15 protein-coding genes are annotated in these 15,090 nt (G+C 62.2%); 6 read left to right on the top strand and 9 right to left on the bottom strand.

Features of this window, described 5'->3' with window-relative positions; all coding sequences use genetic code 11:
• The first annotated feature begins 175 nt into the window (after positions 1 to 175).
• The 3 genes from NKH21_RS09510 (at position 176) to NKH21_RS09500 (ending at position 3,053) form a co-directional block, all read left to right on the top strand.
• On the top strand, positions 176 to 1,246 hold the full coding sequence (locus tag NKH21_RS09510) for an NAD/NADP octopine/nopaline dehydrogenase family protein (RefSeq protein WP_352670084.1): 1,071 nt from the start codon (positions 176 to 178) through the stop codon (positions 1,244 to 1,246).
• Positions 1,247 to 1,429: 183 nt separating this feature from the next.
• Positions 1,430 to 1,711 carry a metal-sensing transcriptional repressor gene (locus NKH21_RS09505; RefSeq protein WP_352670082.1) on the top strand — a complete coding sequence of 94 codons (282 nt, stop codon included), beginning with the start codon at positions 1,430 to 1,432 and terminating at the stop codon, positions 1,709 to 1,711.
• A 10-nt stretch (positions 1,712 to 1,721) separates the two neighbouring features.
• Positions 1,722 to 3,053, top strand: a complete 1,332-nt coding sequence (locus NKH21_RS09500) for a cation diffusion facilitator family transporter (RefSeq protein WP_352670079.1) — start codon at positions 1,722 to 1,724, stop codon at positions 3,051 to 3,053.
• 54 nt (positions 3,054 to 3,107) lie between these two features.
• Here the strand turns inward: NKH21_RS09500 and NKH21_RS09495 are convergent, their stop codons facing one another.
• The 4 genes from NKH21_RS09495 to NKH21_RS09480 all read right to left on the bottom strand — a co-directional run bounded on the left by NKH21_RS09495 (position 3,108) and on the right by NKH21_RS09480 (position 6,456).
• The gene (locus NKH21_RS09495) at positions 3,108 to 3,725 is read right to left on the bottom strand and encodes a sulfite exporter TauE/SafE family protein (protein WP_352864512.1); all 618 of its coding nucleotides are present in this window, start codon (positions 3,723 to 3,725) and stop codon (positions 3,108 to 3,110) included.
• Between the two features lie 363 nt (positions 3,726 to 4,088).
• Entirely contained in the window at positions 4,089 to 4,961 is an 873-nt protein-coding gene (locus tag NKH21_RS09490) for a DUF1259 domain-containing protein (protein WP_352864579.1), read from the bottom strand.
• Positions 4,962 to 5,015: 54 nt separating this feature from the next.
• Positions 5,016 to 5,480, bottom strand: a complete 465-nt coding sequence (locus NKH21_RS09485; protein ID WP_352864509.1) for a chromate resistance protein ChrB domain-containing protein — start codon at positions 5,478 to 5,480, stop codon at positions 5,016 to 5,018.
• 1 nt (position 5,481) lies between these two features.
• Positions 5,482 to 6,456, bottom strand: a complete 975-nt coding sequence (locus NKH21_RS09480; RefSeq protein ID WP_352864507.1) for a Fe-Mn family superoxide dismutase — start codon at positions 6,454 to 6,456, stop codon at positions 5,482 to 5,484.
• Between the two features lie 110 nt (positions 6,457 to 6,566).
• On the opposite strand from NKH21_RS09480, the gene NKH21_RS09475 reads away from it, so the two are divergent.
• The 3 genes from NKH21_RS09475 to NKH21_RS09465 all read left to right on the top strand — a co-directional run bounded on the left by NKH21_RS09475 (position 6,567) and on the right by NKH21_RS09465 (position 10,276).
• Positions 6,567 to 7,544 carry a chromate resistance protein ChrB domain-containing protein gene (locus tag NKH21_RS09475; protein WP_352864505.1) on the top strand — a complete coding sequence of 326 codons (978 nt, stop codon included), beginning with the start codon at positions 6,567 to 6,569 and terminating at the stop codon, positions 7,542 to 7,544.
• A gap of 17 nt (positions 7,545 to 7,561) precedes the next feature.
• Entirely contained in the window at positions 7,562 to 8,977 is a 1,416-nt protein-coding gene (chrA, locus tag NKH21_RS09470; RefSeq protein ID WP_352670063.1) for a chromate efflux transporter, read from the top strand.
• A gap of 93 nt (positions 8,978 to 9,070) precedes the next feature.
• A complete protein-coding gene (locus NKH21_RS09465) occupies positions 9,071 to 10,276 on the top strand; it encodes an MFS transporter (protein WP_502911885.1) in 1,206 nt (401 codons plus the stop codon).
• A gap of 56 nt (positions 10,277 to 10,332) precedes the next feature.
• Here NKH21_RS09465 and NKH21_RS09460 read toward each other — a convergent pair whose 3' ends face one another.
• The 5 genes from NKH21_RS09460 to NKH21_RS09440 all read right to left on the bottom strand — a co-directional run bounded on the left by NKH21_RS09460 (position 10,333) and on the right by NKH21_RS09440 (position 15,076).
• On the bottom strand, positions 10,333 to 10,932 hold the full coding sequence (locus NKH21_RS09460; protein ID WP_352670057.1) for a TetR/AcrR family transcriptional regulator: 600 nt from the start codon (positions 10,930 to 10,932) through the stop codon (positions 10,333 to 10,335).
• Between the two features lie 53 nt (positions 10,933 to 10,985).
• The gene (locus NKH21_RS09455) at positions 10,986 to 11,234 is read right to left on the bottom strand and encodes an Arm DNA-binding domain-containing protein (protein ID WP_502903478.1); all 249 of its coding nucleotides are present in this window, start codon (positions 11,232 to 11,234) and stop codon (positions 10,986 to 10,988) included.
• Positions 11,235 to 11,572: 338 nt separating this feature from the next.
• Positions 11,573 to 12,181, bottom strand: coding sequence for a hypothetical protein (locus tag NKH21_RS09450; protein ID WP_352670054.1), 609 nt, complete (start codon positions 12,179 to 12,181; stop codon positions 11,573 to 11,575).
• A gap of 214 nt (positions 12,182 to 12,395) precedes the next feature.
• A complete protein-coding gene (locus NKH21_RS09445) occupies positions 12,396 to 13,676 on the bottom strand; it encodes a GNAT family N-acetyltransferase (protein WP_352864498.1) in 1,281 nt (426 codons plus the stop codon).
• Positions 13,676 to 15,076: a lipopolysaccharide biosynthesis protein gene (locus NKH21_RS09440; RefSeq protein WP_352670141.1), complete on the bottom strand. Its 1,401-nt coding sequence runs from the start codon at positions 15,074 to 15,076 to the stop codon at positions 13,676 to 13,678. Before NKH21_RS09440 ends, NKH21_RS09445 begins: the two co-directional genes overlap by 1 nt.
• Between the last annotated feature and the right edge of the window lie 14 nt (positions 15,077 to 15,090).

Below are 15,090 nucleotides of genomic sequence, written 5' to 3'. Positions count from 1 at the left end.
AAACTAATGTTCGTTACGGCTTTGTGCGTTTGGGCGGCTTTAGAGCCGGAGTCCTTGGCGGAGGTGGACAAGGACGGCAGATGCGGCTCCAACTTGCGAAGCCTCTTGATGGAAAACGTTCAGGTGAGGATGGCGAGGATTCTCGGACCAAAAAGCCTGCAACAGGAGGAATATTATGCGCGTGAGTATTCTGGGCGCTGGAGCTATTGCTTATGGTCTTGGCGCGTATTTGGCGGGATCGGGACATTCGCCAATGCTTTGGTCACCGTCGGGACAGCGCACCAAGGCGCTGGCTGCTGGCGAATTGTTGAAAGCGACGGGGGATATCGAGGCAACGGTGCCGGTGCGCATTGCCAAGGATTGCAAAGATGCCATTGTCAACGCGGACGTGGTGGTGATTGCGCTTCCGGCGTACGCCCACAAGATGGTGATGGATGCCGCCGTTCCTCATCTGATTGATGGAATCCCGGTCATCATCAGTTCGCATAGTTCGTTCGGGGCGCTGTATCTCTCAAACCGGTTGGCGGAGCGAAAGGTCAGTTTGCCGATCGTCGTTTGGGGCACAACGCTCTTGACCGGTCGCCAGCTTGGACCAACCGAAGTCCATGTCACCACCATCCGTCAGAAGCTTGATGTCGCGACGCTGCCTTTCAGTTACCAGGATCAAGGACACGAACTTTGCACGATCTTGTTCGGCGATCGTTTCGTCAAGCGCGATGGTCTGCTCGCTATCGCGCTCAGCAACCTCAATCCGCAGAACCATCTGGGAATTGCCCTTCTCAATCTGACGCGCATGGAAAAAGCCGAGCAATGGAGCCAGGGCGGAAACATCACGCCGGCTGTTGGCCGCTTTATCGAAGCTTTGGACGCCGAACGATTGGCGATCGCTGGCCATTTTGGGATAGCAGTGCGTACCGTCCAGGAACATTTTTCATTGTCGTTCCATGTGCCCATGAGCACTGTTTCGGAGATGAACCAAGAGATGGACCGCCGTGGCCGCGGTGGCTTTGGCCCGACAACTATCGAGAGCCGCTATATCCTCGAGGATGTACCGTTCGGACTGCTGCCGACCGCCGTTCTGGGGAAGATCAGCGGAACCCCAGCGGTCCTCCACGAATCCGGAATTTCCATATTATCGGCGGCATATGGCCGCGATCTCAAGCGGGATAACGATATTCTTCCCGCGCTCGTCCTAGAGGGAATAGCGAAAGCGGATCTTGAAACTCTTTGCCGCAAGGGGTTTTGAGTGCACCGCAGTCAATGCGGCCTGATCACATTCGAGAGGGGTTGAGCGGCGCACCTCGCTACATCATCGCGTCGCATTTAACGGTGACTCAGGGCGATGTCCCTGCCTCGAAGCAGTTTCCTGAGTGCCGCGAGATCGACCATCCTGCCTTGACTATCCTCTCCAGGGGGATAGTATCATAGGATGAACGAGCGTCCCCACATACACGAGACCCATCCCGACATCGTTAAACGGCTGAAGCGGGCCGACGGCCATCTGAGGGGCGTCATAGAGATGATCGAAGCAGGCCGGCCTTGCCTTGACATCGCCCAGCAGCTTCATGCGGTCGAGAAGGCCGTTTCCCAAGCCAAGAAGACGCTCATCCAGGATCATCTCAATCATTGCCTGGAAGATGTCGTGGGGCCGCTGCCGCGCGAGCAGCGCCGCTCGATCGACGAGTTCAAGGACATCACCAAGTACCTGTGAGACACCCCCCGTGATGGACGGTATTCGCGACTGGTTTGGCTTCGGCCCGGCAACCCAGGGCTTTGGCGGGCACGGCCATGATCATGGCGAGGGCGGTGGACATGGCCATACGCACGGCGTGGTCGATCCCACCATCGCGACGACGACACGCGGCATCTGGGCGATCAAATGGTCGTTTGTCGTGCTGGCGATCACATCGTTGCTGCAACTGATCATCGTGTTCTTGTCGGGCAGCGTGGCGCTGCTTGCCGACACCATCCACAATGTCGGCGACGCGGTCACCGCCATCCCGCTGTGGATCGCCTTCATGCTGGCGAGGCGCAAACCGTCGAAGACCTTCACCTACGGCCTTGGCCGGGTCGAGGACCTAGCCGGCATCGTTATCGTGCTGATCATCCTGTTCAGCGCCATCGTCGCCGGTTATGAGGCGATCGACAGGCTGATCCATCCCCAGGCCATCAGTTTCCTTGGCTGGGTTGCCGCCGCCGGCCTCGTCGGTTTCCTCGGCAATGAGGCGGTCGCGGTATTCCGCATCCGCGTCGGCCGCGAGATCAATAGCGCGGCGCTGATCGCCGACGGCTATCATGCCCGCACCGATGGCTTCACCAGCCTCGCGGTCGTTCTCGGCGCCATCGGCGTCTGGCTCGGCTTTCCGCTCACCGATCCGATTGTCGGCCTTTTGATCACGGTGGCGATCTTCGCCATTGTCTGGCAGTCGTCAAAGGCGGTGCTGACGCGCATGCTGGATGGCGTCGAGCCAGGCATTGTCGACGAAATCCATCATGCCGCCGAACATGTGCGGGGCATCGAACGGGTCGCCCAGGTGCAGGCGCGCTGGATCGGCCACAGGCTGCATGCCGATATCGCCATCAAGGTGGCCGAAACCGCGAGCGCGAACGATGTGGTCGGCATCACAGAGGCTCTGAGAGGGGAGTTGTTCGACCATCTACCCGCGCTCTCGGAGGCGAACATCCGCCTGGAAGGCGAGCGCGGGCCAGTGGTGGCAGGTTCCGGCCATGCGCACCACGCGCCCGAGCCGTTTAAGGTCGCCTGCGAGCTGGCAACGGGCACGCTCGAAATCGTCGACACGCCGGCCGGCGAACGTATGCGCCTCACCATCGACAGCCATGCCGACGATCTCCAGGCAACCGTAATCATCGACCGGTCCGAAGGCTCCGAGACGCTTTCCCTCGCACCAGTCGCGGGCGATCATCATAGCCTTGAGAGCAGCGTCGCCCCGGCCGAGCCGCACGAGTTCAAGGCGAGGCTGATCCTGGCGGCAAAGGGCAGGGAACAGATCCTGCCGTTCAAGATGGCGGAGCCGGAAGGTCACCATCACTGATCCTTACGACTGGTCCAGCACCACCTCGCGCCCCGAAGTCCGGGCGGCGCAGGTTTACGTTTGGACGCATTCGTCCTGGTTGGCTTGAAGACAGAAGGCGAGCTCATGGTAGAGCGCAACGACGAGGTCGTGCTGCTTCCAGATCATCAGCATGCCGCTCACGGCCATCAGCATCACGACCGCTGTCCGGAATTGCCGTCCGCTCATCCGCTCGAGCCAAGGTTTTGCCGCAAGCGTCGCAAGCGCAGCACCAAATCCGGTCGCAAGGCCGAAAGCCAGCGCCTGGCCGCCAAATGCGCCGAGACCGGTAAAGACCGTGACTTTGACAATATCTGTCACGAACGAATTCACCGACTTCGTCGCGACCAGGGTCTCCTTGCGGGACCCATAGTTCAGGTAAAGCGAGTTCAGCACCGGGCCGACTGTGCCCATCAAAGCGGAGAGCAGGGACACGATCAGGCCGGCGGGCAAGAACCACCAAAGGCGGGCCCGATAGCTCCGCTCGCGCGCGCCGCCATGGAATTCCAAAATGGCGCCGATCAGATAGAGGCCGATGAAGATCTGCAGCCATTCGGCGCGTGCGTTGGCGAACAGCCAAGCGCCCGCCGCCTGAGATGGCGCCGGGCAAATACCAGCGCACGATGCTCCAATCGACGTCGCGACGAAATGCAAGGATCCGAACCGGATTGCCGATGAGCTCGGTTAAGGTGATCACTGGAGCGACTGCGGCGCTGCCCGTGAGGAACGTCACTGCTGAGATCAACAGCAAACCGCCACCGCCCGCTGATACCGTATTGAGCGCCCAGGTGAGAAAGCCCGCCACGCTGAGCAGGCACAGTTGAACCCAATCCATGCAACGTCGGCTCCGCGTCGACCCGTTCGTGCGAGTGATCGGTATTATCGCGCGTGCGTCGATCGATGGACAGTAGCACCTGGACGGCGAGTCAGTCCGTCACAATCGAACTAGCCGCGACGATTGGAACGGCACGTATCACGACCAGACAAATTGCTCGCGACTGCCCGCGATTCCGCGGGCTAGCTGTTTGAAAGATTCATCTTGTCGAGAGCCGCCCTTAGCCCGCGTGCCAGCTTTGCGGCATCGTCATTGGCCCAAAAATGCATGAAGAAGAGCCGTGGCTGTTCGTTGAGCATGTGGCTGTGCAAGGCCGCTACCTCGATGCCGTTGTCGCGCAGGGCACGCAGCACGGGGTTTACCTCCGACGCGATCAACACGAAATCGCCTGTGATCGCAGCCTTGTCGCCTCCGGTTGGCTGAAAGTTAATGCCTATGGCGCTGCCCATGGACGCAGGGATGGTCATGCCGCCGTCGGTGATCGTTTCGGCCCGTGGGATGGTGAATTGATAGATGCCGCCATTGGCCTTGCCCTTGCGACCGATAGCCTTGTCGACAGCGGCGGTGTCGAACGGGATCTGCGGCTGTGCCGCGGCGGGCGTGGCATTCTCCATCGGCGTCTTGCTCAGCGCCAACCCGGCATGAAGTGCTGTGGCGAGCGCGACGGGGTCGCCCTCGCCGAAGACATGCATGTAAAGCGTCATCGGCTGCGAGCGCAGCAGATGGTTGTGCAACGCGGTGATCTCGATGCCACTTTCTTCAAGCTTTTTCATGACCGGGTTCACTTCGTCCTGCGTCAGGACGATGTCACCCATGACCATGGCCTGGTTTCCCATCGGTTCGAACGCGACCCAGCCTCCGAGGGCGAATCCCGGCTTAAGAGCCACCCCGTCGAGCGATACTTTCAAGTCAGTTCGCGGCAGGCCGACCCTGTAGACGCCATCGGGCATTTCGGTTCCGGATTTGCCGAATGTCTTTGCAACCATCTGCCAGTCGGGAGCTGCGGCGGCGGGCTGGAGCAGCGCTGACATTGCCGTGGCCATCGCACCGATCATCAGTTTTGCATGCATGGGATATCTCCTTGAGATCCGCCCCCAGTGCCCAATTGGTCATGCGGCCGCCGGCTTCGAGCCGGGTGGCCAGCTGTGGGTCTCCGCCTTGCGTCGGGAGGCCCAGGCGTAGAGCGCATCATAGATGACGAAACCGTGCTTCAGCACCTCGTGGTCGTCGGGTGTCACATCCCGCAGACCCATGGAGATCGCGAGCAGGCCGGCCGACTGTGGCGTGAGATCGTGCCGGTCGGTGTCGGCGCCGCGCACGATCGCGGCAATGGTCACGATCGCCGGGTCGCGCTCGAGGCCATATTTCGAGACGAAAGTGTCGAAGCTGCAGCCGTCGCCGACATGCGTGAACTCGACGCCGGGCACGTCATAAGGCGTCGCGCCAGTCTCCCGGGCAACAGGGATCACCTGATCAGGCGGCACAAAGAGAAACTCCGGTTCCTTGTCGATGAAGCGTGCAATCAACCAGGGGCAGGCGATTCGGTCGATGACCGGACGCTCGCGGGTACCCATTTCATGACGCAATCCTTTCTTCGCTGATCACCAGGGGGACAGTTGGGGCGCCAATGGCGTGCCAGGCGGCGATGCCGCCTGAGAGCGCTGTTGCATCGACGCCGCGGCGACGCAGTTCGGCGACGGCGTCGCCGCTGACCTGGAAGCCGTAGACGCAATAGACGATGACTGGCCTGTCCTTCGGCAGTTCAGCGGCCCAATCGGCAATGGTCTCGGGAGCGCGGAGCTTGGCTCCGGGCAGCATATCGCTGCGTTTTGCCAGATCCTCGGCGAGGCAGACGTCGAGCACGACGAGATCTTCGCCCTGGTCGAGCCGGATCCGCAGTTCCTCTGGCGCAACAGTTGGAAGCCTTTCGTCCGATGCAGGTCCTGTTGAAGGATCGCTCTGCACGACAGCCCGCCGGTGGCGGGCGGCAACCCGCTCCCAATGGATGTTCTTCATGAAGGCATCGACATAGGCGCCAGCCTTGGCGCCAAAATCGAGGTGGTAGGCATGTTCGTACATGTCGAGCGCGAGGATCGGCATGCCGCCAGCGAGGCAGTTGGTGTGATCCGCCGCCCATTGGATCGTCAGCCGATCGCGGCGCTCCGACCAGGTCAGCAGTGTCCATCCCGAGCCTCCGGCCTGCGCCTTCGCACAAGCCATGAACTTGGCGCGCCATGCGGCCACGCTGCCGAAGTCGCGCTCCAGTGCTGCGGCAAGATCGCCACCGGCATCGCCGGCGCCACCCAGCCCATCAAAATAGATTTCATGCAGGATCGCCGAATTGGCGGCAACCAACTCCTCGCGCTTCAAACCATTGATGTCGAAGACGGGCGCCGTGTTCCAATCGAGACCGTCGAGCCGCCGTTCGATGGCGTTGAGGCGGCGAACGGCACCGCCGTAATTGTTTTCGTAGTGGCTGGCCAACAACCGTTCGGACAATCCGACGAGCCTGGGCGGCTTGAACGGCAGCGGCATGATCTGGTGTGGCATCGGGTTCCCTCGTTCGGCGGCACGGCCCATCCGTGAGGAAGCAAACGCTATGCTCGAATCAAGAATGATACAAGTGTTGCATCTCACTCTGTTCGTGATACGGTTCACTTATGAATGAGGGGGAATCGCAGGATCAGCGCTGGCTGCTCCTGATCCATCAGCTGCCAAGCAAGCCAGCCTATTTCCGGGTGAAGATCTGGCGACGGTTGCAAGGCATCGGCGCGGTCGCAGTCAAAAGCACCGTTTACGCCCTGCCGGCCAATGCCGAGATGCAGGAGGATTTCGAATGGCTTCTGAAGGAGATCGTCGCTGGCGGCGGCGAGGCCATGATGTGCGAGGCACGCCTTGTCGACGGTCTGTCGGACGCGCAGGTGCGGGCGATGTTCGACGCCGCCCGTGACGTCGATTACGGGGAGATCGTCGAGGAAGCCCGCGATCTGGCCGCTGAAATCAAGACGAACGCGACATCGGAAAGACGGGCGGAAGCGCGTTCGCAACTCAGCCGCTTGCGCAAGAGGCTCGCCGAAGTGGCGGCAATCGACTTCTTCGGCGCCAGCGGCCGCCTCGCCGTCGAAGGCCTGATCGCCGAACTCGAGACACAGCTTGTAGAGGACAAGGCTATGACCAAGGAACCGAAGAAGGCCGCCGAGCCGAGCGAGCTCAAGGGCCGGATCTGGGTCACACGCCGGGACGTGCATGTCGACCGTATTGCCTGCAGCTGGCTGATCCATCGCTTCATCGATGCTGACGCGATCATCCGCTTCGTGGCGGGCAAGGGATACGTGCCAAAGGAGGGGGAATTGCGCTTCGACATGTTCGAAGGCGAAATCACCCATGAGGGCGATCGCTGCAGCTTCGAGGTTCTGGTTACCCGCGCCGGCATCAATGACCCAGCGCTTCAGGCCATCGCCGAGATCGTCCATGACATCGACCTCAAGGACAACAAGTTCGGCCGCGAGGAGGCGACAGGAATTGCCAGCCTGATTGCCGGCATAGCCATGGCTAATGAGAGCGACGAGCAGCGGATCGCGCAGGGCGCTCCTGTCTTCGACAACCTCTATCAGTATTTCCGCAAGAAACGTGGATGATCGCAAGGACCCGAACAATGGCCAATCTGGAGCAGTCCATCGCGGCCCACCCGTCTCCGGCCGAGGCTCACGACCATGGCGTTTCGTTTGCTGCCGCTATGCGCGTATGGGCTCGCGTGGCGATGCTCAGCTTTGGCGGCCCGGCCGGCCAGATCGCCATGATGCATCGCATCATCGTCGAGGAAAAGCGCTGGATCGGCGAGACTCGCTTCCTGCATGCGCTCAACTACTGCACGCTGCTGCCCGGTCCTGAGGCACAGCAATTGGCAATCTATATCGGCTGGCTTATGCACAAGACCAAGGGCGGTCTCGTGGCGGGAACCCTGTTTGTGCTGCCCGGGGCGATCGCCATCATGATCCTGAGCTGGATCTACGCGGTCTTCGGCAATGTCGGCGCTGTCCAGGCGCTCTTCTTCGGCCTGAAGGCTGCGGTCCTGGCCATTGTGCTCGAAGCGGTCCTGCGGATCGGCAGGCGAGCGCTCAGGAACAATGTGATGGTCGGCCTCGCTGCGGCTGCCTTCATCGCCTTGTTCTTCTTTCATGCGCCGTTTCCGCTGGTCATTCTGATCGCAGCTGGGATCGGTTACGTGGGGGGCAGGGCAGGCTGGGCTGCTTTCAAGTCGGGCAACGGACATGGCAAGGTTGGCGGAACGCAGGTCGACGATGCCGACTCCGCGCTTGGCGAAGGGGTGCCGGCTCATGCACGGCCCTCCGCCGCGTGGGGGTTCAAGGTGGCAGGTGTGGGACTGCTGCTATGGCTGGTCCCGGTCCTCGCGCTGCTTGCATTCCTCGGGCAAGGCAACGTCTTCACCGATATTGCGATCTTCTTCTCGAAGATGGCGATGGTTACCTTCGGCGGCGCCTATGCGGTCTTGGCCTATGTCGCCCAGCAGGGTGTGGAGCACTATGGCTGGCTCAAGCCAGGAGAGATGCTGGACGGCCTCGGCATGGCCGAGACGACGCCCGGCCCATTGATTATGGTCACCCAGTTTGTCGGCTTCATGGGAGCTTATCGGGCGCCAGGCGTGCTCGGCCCGCTGGTTGCCGGAACGCTCGGCGGCCTTCTCACGACATGGGTAACCTTCGTCCCGTGCTTCCTGTGGATATTCCTCGGCGCGCCGTTCATGGAGACGATGCGCAGCAACAAGGCCTTGTCCGCAGCGCTGTCTGCCATCACCGCCGCGGTGGTTGGTGTGATCCTGAACCTGGCGGTATGGTTCGCGCTTCATGTCCTGTTCCGCGAACTCCATGACGTCAGCTGGCTGGGCATCACGCTGGACGTGCCGGTGTTCAATTCCGTCAATATCCCGTCACTGGTCCTGACGCTCGGCGCACTGGTAGCGGTATTCCGTTTCAAGGTCGGCATGATCCCGGTCCTGGTGGCCTGTTCAATATTGGGTATTCTTTACGGCGTCGCCACGGGTTCGATCTAGGCTCTGGATTCTGCCCGGCGGTATGCAGGAGGTGCGTTGACAATTCGAAGGCCGACGGAAGCGTTGCAATTGCCGAAGCGCAGACTTGTGCTCCTGCCGTCCGGTGCCGGCCCGACGGCTTCCCATTTGCTGGCGTCACGGGGATTGCGGGCGTTTGGCGACGGACTTGTCAGTCTTTTGCTTCCCGCCTATCTGGCGGCGCTCGGCTTCAACGCTTTCGAGATCGGGATCTTCGCCACGGCAACGCTCTCGGGATCGGCGGCGCTCACGCTGGGCGTCGGAGCCATCGCGCACCGTTTCTCGCGCCGCTCGCTGCTCATCGCGGCAGCGGGCCTGATGATTCTGACCGGACTTGCCTTTGCGCTCGTCCATGATTTCTGGCCGCTGCTCTTGGTCGCGTTCGTCGGAACATTGAACCCATCCTCCGGCGACGTGAGCGTGTTTCTGCCACTCGAGCAAGCGGAACTTGCCCACAGCGTCACCGATCGCGATCGAACCGCGCTGTTTGCCCGCTACAGCGTTGTCGGCTCCCTCATTGGGGCTGTCGGCGCTCTGGCGGCCGGCGCTCCCGACCTCCTGCGACACCTGATCGGGATAGAAATCAAACAGGCCCTTCAGCTTGCTTTCCTGCTCTATGCCTTCCTTGGGGTCGGATCGCTGCTCCTGTATCGGCGGCTGCCCGACGCATCGATCGAAGCGGATGCTGCGCCGGCGGAGCCCTTGCGCAAGTCTCGAACCATCGTCCTTGCGCTTGCCGCGCTCTTCAGCCTGGACGCATTTGCGGGCGGCCTTGTGGTTCAGTCCCTGCTGGCACTGTGGCTTTATCAAACCTTTGGCCTGTCCCTCGCTACCACAGGCGCAATTTTCTTCTGCACGGGCGTGCTTTCAGCCGTGTCGTATCTGGTGGCGGTTCAAATCTCCAAACGAATCGGACTGGTGAACACGATGGTATTCACCCACCTGCCGTCGAGCCTTTGCCTGCTGCTCATTCCGTTCATGCACAGCCTCGCTCCGGTGATCGTCCTTCTGCTGATCCGGAGTGCGCTGTCGCAGATGGACGTGCCAACCCGCACCTCTTACGTGATGGCGGTGGTGACGCCGGGCGAGCGTGCCGCAGCAGCGAGCGTCACCGCCGTGCCACGCAGCCTCGCATCGGCGGCGAGTCCGATGCTGGCCGGCTCGCTGCTTGCCGTTTCGGGCTTTGGCTGGCCGCTCCTCATCGCTGGAGCCCTGAAGATCGTCTATGACATTCTTCTGCTCGTGACGTTCCGCAAGATTCGGCCGCCGGAGGAACGATAATAAAGTGCCCAACGACGCCGGGATCGGCGACGCGAATGATTCAACTTAAGCCTGCTTCAATCCGAGCCGCCGATGCCCATGGCGGAGACACCCCGAGCGGCCATCCGCTGGAAGAGGTCGTCGACCTGCGCCGGCAAAAGGCTGGCGCTCTCGGCGATCCACCAGGCAAGCACGGCGAGAAATGCTCCTGATATGAACTGGACGGCGAATTCGGTGGGCATCCCTGTGCCGCCGGTCCGTTTGCCGGCAAGTTCCACCCGCACAGCGCGCCGTATCCGTTCGCGCAACTGGTCGTGGATCGTGTCGCCGCTGCTCGAAAGCAGCGCGTGATGAAGCGACCGGAACGTCCGCGCGTGCTCGAACATCGGCAGGCTGAATTCGAACAGGCGGTAGCCCGTCTTTCCGTCTGCCGACACGCGCTTGCTCAGCGACTGCAGATGCGCCTCCAGGGTCGCGCTGCGCAGTTCGTCCTTGCCGGCGTAGTGGGTATAGAAGGTCGACCTGCCGACATCAGCTTTCTGGCAGATGTCTCCCACGGTGAGAGCCGCATAGCCGCGCTCGGGGATCAGGGCAATCAGCGCGTCCTGCAGCAGAGCGCGCGTGCGCGCGACGCACCGGTCGATCGTACTCCTGTCGTCGGTCCGCTCAATTTTCATGGTCACTGCCCCTTGCCGCGTGCGATTTCGGACATTCGGCGCCCCGGTGTCTGTCAATGGCCGTCGGCGAGCCAGTCCTGGGCAATCGTTCGAGCCTGCTCAACGGTGATTTCGCCAAAGCGCCCGATGGCCGGTTTGCGCCGCTGGCCGTTGGTCGCGACGTAGGCCACCATGAATGCCTTGCGTCCCGTCGGGGTGACCTTCAGCAAAAACCCAGGTATGACTGTGTCGCGAAGTTCGTAGGGTTCCTGATCGGCCCTCGCGGCATCGACGACCGTCTTTGTGAGCTTGATCTTGGGCATGCCTAACCTCCGTTGAGGTCGATTTCAGGTGCAGAGTAGGTGCAGCCAGAAATCAAACCGTGGCGTATGTCCGGTTAGGTATGGATGATTGGACGGGCCGAAAAGGCTAGCCGCTACAATCGGTTACCGTACAATTGGATACTGCCGGATAAGATTAGGATAAGGCATATCCGGCTTCTCAAAATCGAGTTCCGCAAGGAGTGCTGGTTCGATCCCGGCTAGGGGCACCATTTTCCCATCCGTCGAGAGAGCTCGGTTTGGTCGTTATCCCAGGAGCCTCCTGGGATAACTGAGGCCCCGAGCGCTTTCGACAACCCAGACTGTAACGGTGGTCGCTATCACATCGGCCCCGGCACCATCTTGGTGGGCTGCTCCGGCATCGGAAACGCATAATTGTCGCATTTCACGTCCGGGTTCGTCGGGCTGAACATTCCGAGCGGGTTCTCCTTGAACAGCCAAGCGTGAAGGTCGTAGTGGTGGAACTCCTTCGGGATGAGCGGATAATGCCCCTCCATAGGCCCCATGAATGTCTGGCCGAAAAGCTTCGGCGGCTCCTTGGTGTCCGGCGTCAAGGGCACGAGCCATTCCACGCCGACCAGGCGCAATTCGCCGCCGACCGGCTCATAGATCAGCACATTGGGACGCGTCGGATCCGCGGTCGGGCCGACAGTCGTGACGTTGACGAAATGGATGCCCATCGCGCCCTTAGGGTAGTCCATCGCCCCCTCTACCTTTTCTCCGCTGTAGAAGACGCATCCAACCGTCGATAGATAAAGCTCGCGAATGGCAACCTTGTAGTCTTCATACCTGGACAGCGATTTACGCAGGGCATCGATCTCGGCCTTGTCGGGTTCGGCGGCCCGAGGCGCGGCGGCATTCAGACACGCGCCAACGAGACCTGCCAAGGCGACGATACCGAGACGCCTGAGGTGAGTTGTTTTCGTCATGCATTCCTCCCAGATTTTTCTTCTGGCCGTGCAGGACCGAGGCGGCAATGATGCTGGACGCGCGGCCGTAATTGATCGCCTCATCCCGGTTGGGACTGCGTCGATGCTAATCCTTTCCGTTGATCGGGAGAATTAACCCTGACGAGCTAGGCCCGAGCGGGCCGACGGTGTGGAGACGGACGGCCGGGCCGGGTCCCACTTTGGATCCGATGCACTAGCGCCGCCGCAGCAGGCTCCTCATCCGGTTGCGCAGGAGGCGCGCCATGTTGCGGGTTTCGCGGTAGAGGTGAAGCTGCGAGGCCGCCTGACGGGCGGGGCGGTCCGCGTCCGGCGTCAGCCCGATCACCAGCGTGCCCATCGGCTTGCGTTCAGACCACAGCCGGCTCATCACCGGATGGTCGGGCACCGCGCAGGAATCGGTCATCATGATGTTGGGGTCGTCGAGATGCTGCCTGGTCACCTCGATCATCAGCAGCGTGCCCGGCGAATAGGCGGCGAGCGTCTCGTCATAGGCGGTCTTCCAGGTGTAGGCGACGCCGGCCTCGACGAAGACGACCAGGCAGGCGATGGTGCGGCCGTCGAGCGTCAGCGAATGGATGCGGCAGAGGTCCTGCTCGGCCAGCCGGTGCACCGCTTCGCGGGCGAAGGCGGCGCGGTAGCGGTCGATGGCCATGGCGGTGCGCTCGCGGCCTTTCCAGCCGGAAGCCTCCAGCGTCAGGAAATTTTCGATGGCGTGGCGGATCTCGTCCGGCCCGCGCGCCACGACATGCTCCAGCTGGCCGAGATCGGCGAGACGGCGCTTCAGGCGGCGGAACTCGCGATAATGGTGGGCGCGCAGTGAAGTCTTCAGATACTCCTCGCCGTCGAGCCCGCTTTCGAGCACCGGGCGGTCGGCCTTGCCGGTGGTCACCAGCGTCAGGCCGCGCGTTTCGGCGACGCTGGCGAGCAGGCTCGCCACCGGGCCATCCAGCCTTATGTCGGGCAGCACGAAGACCTTCGGCAGCTTCAGATGCGGCCTCGACAGCATCGCGAAGAAATGCTCAATGACGCCGATCGGATCGTCGCGATCGACCAGCGGCGTGCCGATCGGGCCGAACGGGCTCGACCAGGTGCGCATCACGGGAACCCCGAGCGGCACCACCGGTCGCTCGACCGAGAACGGCACCAGCAGGCGCAGCCGGTTGCGGTACTGGTCGCCGTCGCGGATTACGGCCAGCCGCACCTCGCGGTCCTCGAGCCTAGGCATCGCCGGCGCCAGGAAGCGCGGATTGAAGAAGACGTTGGGCTCGATCGTACGCGTGCAGAGATAGTCGAGCTCCTCGACCAGGTCGAAGCCGGCGGAGGCCGGATAGATGGCAAGCTTGCGCTCGGGCCGGTTGTTGGCGAGGATCTCGACATGGGCGGGATCGGCTTCGCGGGCAAGTCCGGCAAGGCCGGACACCATGGCGCCGGCCGGGCCGCCGCTGGTTTCCTCGAGCAAGGGGACGGCAGCCATCAGGCGGCTCCTTTGGCGGGCACGAAAATGGCCATGGCGATGCCGAGCTTGCGCCAGACCGTGAAGGACAGCGCGCCGGCCTCGAAGATCATGGCGAAGACGGTGGCCATCGCCGCGCCCCACAGGCCGAAGAGCGGGATCAGCACGACGCTGAGCGCGATGTTGAAGGCCAGCGTCATGGCATAGACAGCGGCACAGATGTTCTGGTTGCCGCTCATGGTGAGCAGGCTTTCGCAAGGGCCGACGGCGGCCCGCGCGACGACCCCGAACACCAGCAGGAACAGCAGCGGATAGCCGGTGGAAAATTCCGGGCCGAACAGGGTCAGCATCGGCTCGCCCAACGCCAGCACCAGCAGCGCCATCGCCAGCGACGGCCAGAAGGTCCACGACACGGTTTCGCGGGCGAAGGCGGCGAGCTTTTGCGGCTCGCCATGGGTGAACTGCGCATAGCGCTGGGCAACGCCGGCCTTGACGGCGAAATAGACGAAATGCACGAGCGCCAGCGTCTTGACCGTGGCGAAATAGACGGCGACGTCGTTGGGATCGAGATAGGCGCCGACCATCAGCACGTCGGCATTGGTGAGCAGGAAGAAGAAGCTCTCGACCAGGAAGATCGGCAGCGAGACGATGAACCATTGGCCAAAATGCAGCTTCATCGGCCCGGCCGGGATCCTTTTGTCGATGCGCGAGGTGACGCCGATGAGTTGGCCGAGCGTGGTGGCATAGGTGGCGGCGATGGCGGCGAAGATCGCCGTTTTGGCGTCCGGTGCGTAGCCCGCCAGCAGCATCAGCGCCATGAACGCCAGGATCAGCACCGGCCGCACCAGGAATGTCGGCGACAGCGCAAACAGCGCCCACGAATTGGCCCGCGCCAGCCCTTGCAGAAGGTCGGACATGGCGATCATCGGCAGGCAGATGATGCCGAGGATGAACGGCACGACGTAATAGTTTTCGATGTAGGACGACAGCAGCCAGACGCCGAGCGCGCCGAGGCCGGCGATCACGGTGGAGGCAATCAGCACGAACAGCCGGCTGGCCCGCACGATGCCGCGCAATTCGGCCAACATGCCGCGCTCGCGATATTCGGGGATGAAGCGGATGATCGAGGTGTGGAAACCGAGGCAGGCAAGGTTGCCGACGATGACCATAGTCACCCAGACAAGCACGAAAATGCCGTATTCGAACGAGCCCATCCAGCGCGCCATCAGGACCTGGCTGACGAAGGCGATGACGGCGCTGACGATGCGGACCGAAAAGGCGATCAGCGACATGCGGCCGGCTTCGCCCCGCGCGCCGGCGCTGAACAGCACGGCATCGATCAGGCCAAGCAGCGGCCCGATGCGCAGCGCAAGGCGCTGCGGCAAGAACCGCCCGGCTGTCGTCGCCGCGGAAAAGCGCACCCCGATCACACTCC

This window comes from Mesorhizobium sp. M1329, from assembly GCF_040318035.1.
Taxonomy (GTDB): Bacteria; Pseudomonadota; Alphaproteobacteria; order Rhizobiales; family Rhizobiaceae; genus Mesorhizobium.
The sequence above is the reverse complement of the archived record's forward strand: the minus strand, read 5'-3'. Positions and strand labels throughout refer to the sequence as shown.

Bases quoted from the DNA above. Each gene is read 5' to 3' on its own strand.
- NKH21_RS09510 (WP_352670084.1), top strand. From the start codon at position 176: ATGCGCGTGAGTATTCTGGGCGCTGGAGCTATTGCTTATGGTCTTGGC.
- NKH21_RS09505 (WP_352670082.1), top strand. From the start codon at position 1,430: ATGAACGAGCGTCCCCACATACACGAGACCCATCCCGACATCGTTAAA.
- NKH21_RS09490 (WP_352864579.1), bottom strand. From the start codon at position 4,961: ATGATCGGTGCGATGGCCACGGCAATGTCAGCGCTGCTCCAGCCCGCC.
- NKH21_RS09485 (WP_352864509.1), bottom strand. From the start codon at position 5,480: ATGGGTACCCGCGAGCGTCCGGTCATCGACCGAATCGCCTGCCCCTGG.
- NKH21_RS09480 (WP_352864507.1), bottom strand. From the start codon at position 6,456: ATGCCACACCAGATCATGCCGCTGCCGTTCAAGCCGCCCAGGCTCGTC.
- NKH21_RS09475 (WP_352864505.1), top strand. From the start codon at position 6,567: ATGAATGAGGGGGAATCGCAGGATCAGCGCTGGCTGCTCCTGATCCAT.
- chrA (WP_352670063.1), top strand. From the start codon at position 7,562: ATGGCCAATCTGGAGCAGTCCATCGCGGCCCACCCGTCTCCGGCCGAG.
- NKH21_RS09460 (WP_352670057.1), bottom strand. From the start codon at position 10,932: ATGAAAATTGAGCGGACCGACGACAGGAGTACGATCGACCGGTGCGTC.
- NKH21_RS09455 (WP_502903478.1), bottom strand. From the start codon at position 11,234: ATGCCCAAGATCAAGCTCACAAAGACGGTCGTCGATGCCGCGAGGGCC.
- NKH21_RS09450 (WP_352670054.1), bottom strand. From the start codon at position 12,181: ATGACGAAAACAACTCACCTCAGGCGTCTCGGTATCGTCGCCTTGGCA.
- NKH21_RS09445 (WP_352864498.1), bottom strand. From the start codon at position 13,676: ATGGCTGCCGTCCCCTTGCTCGAGGAAACCAGCGGCGGCCCGGCCGGC.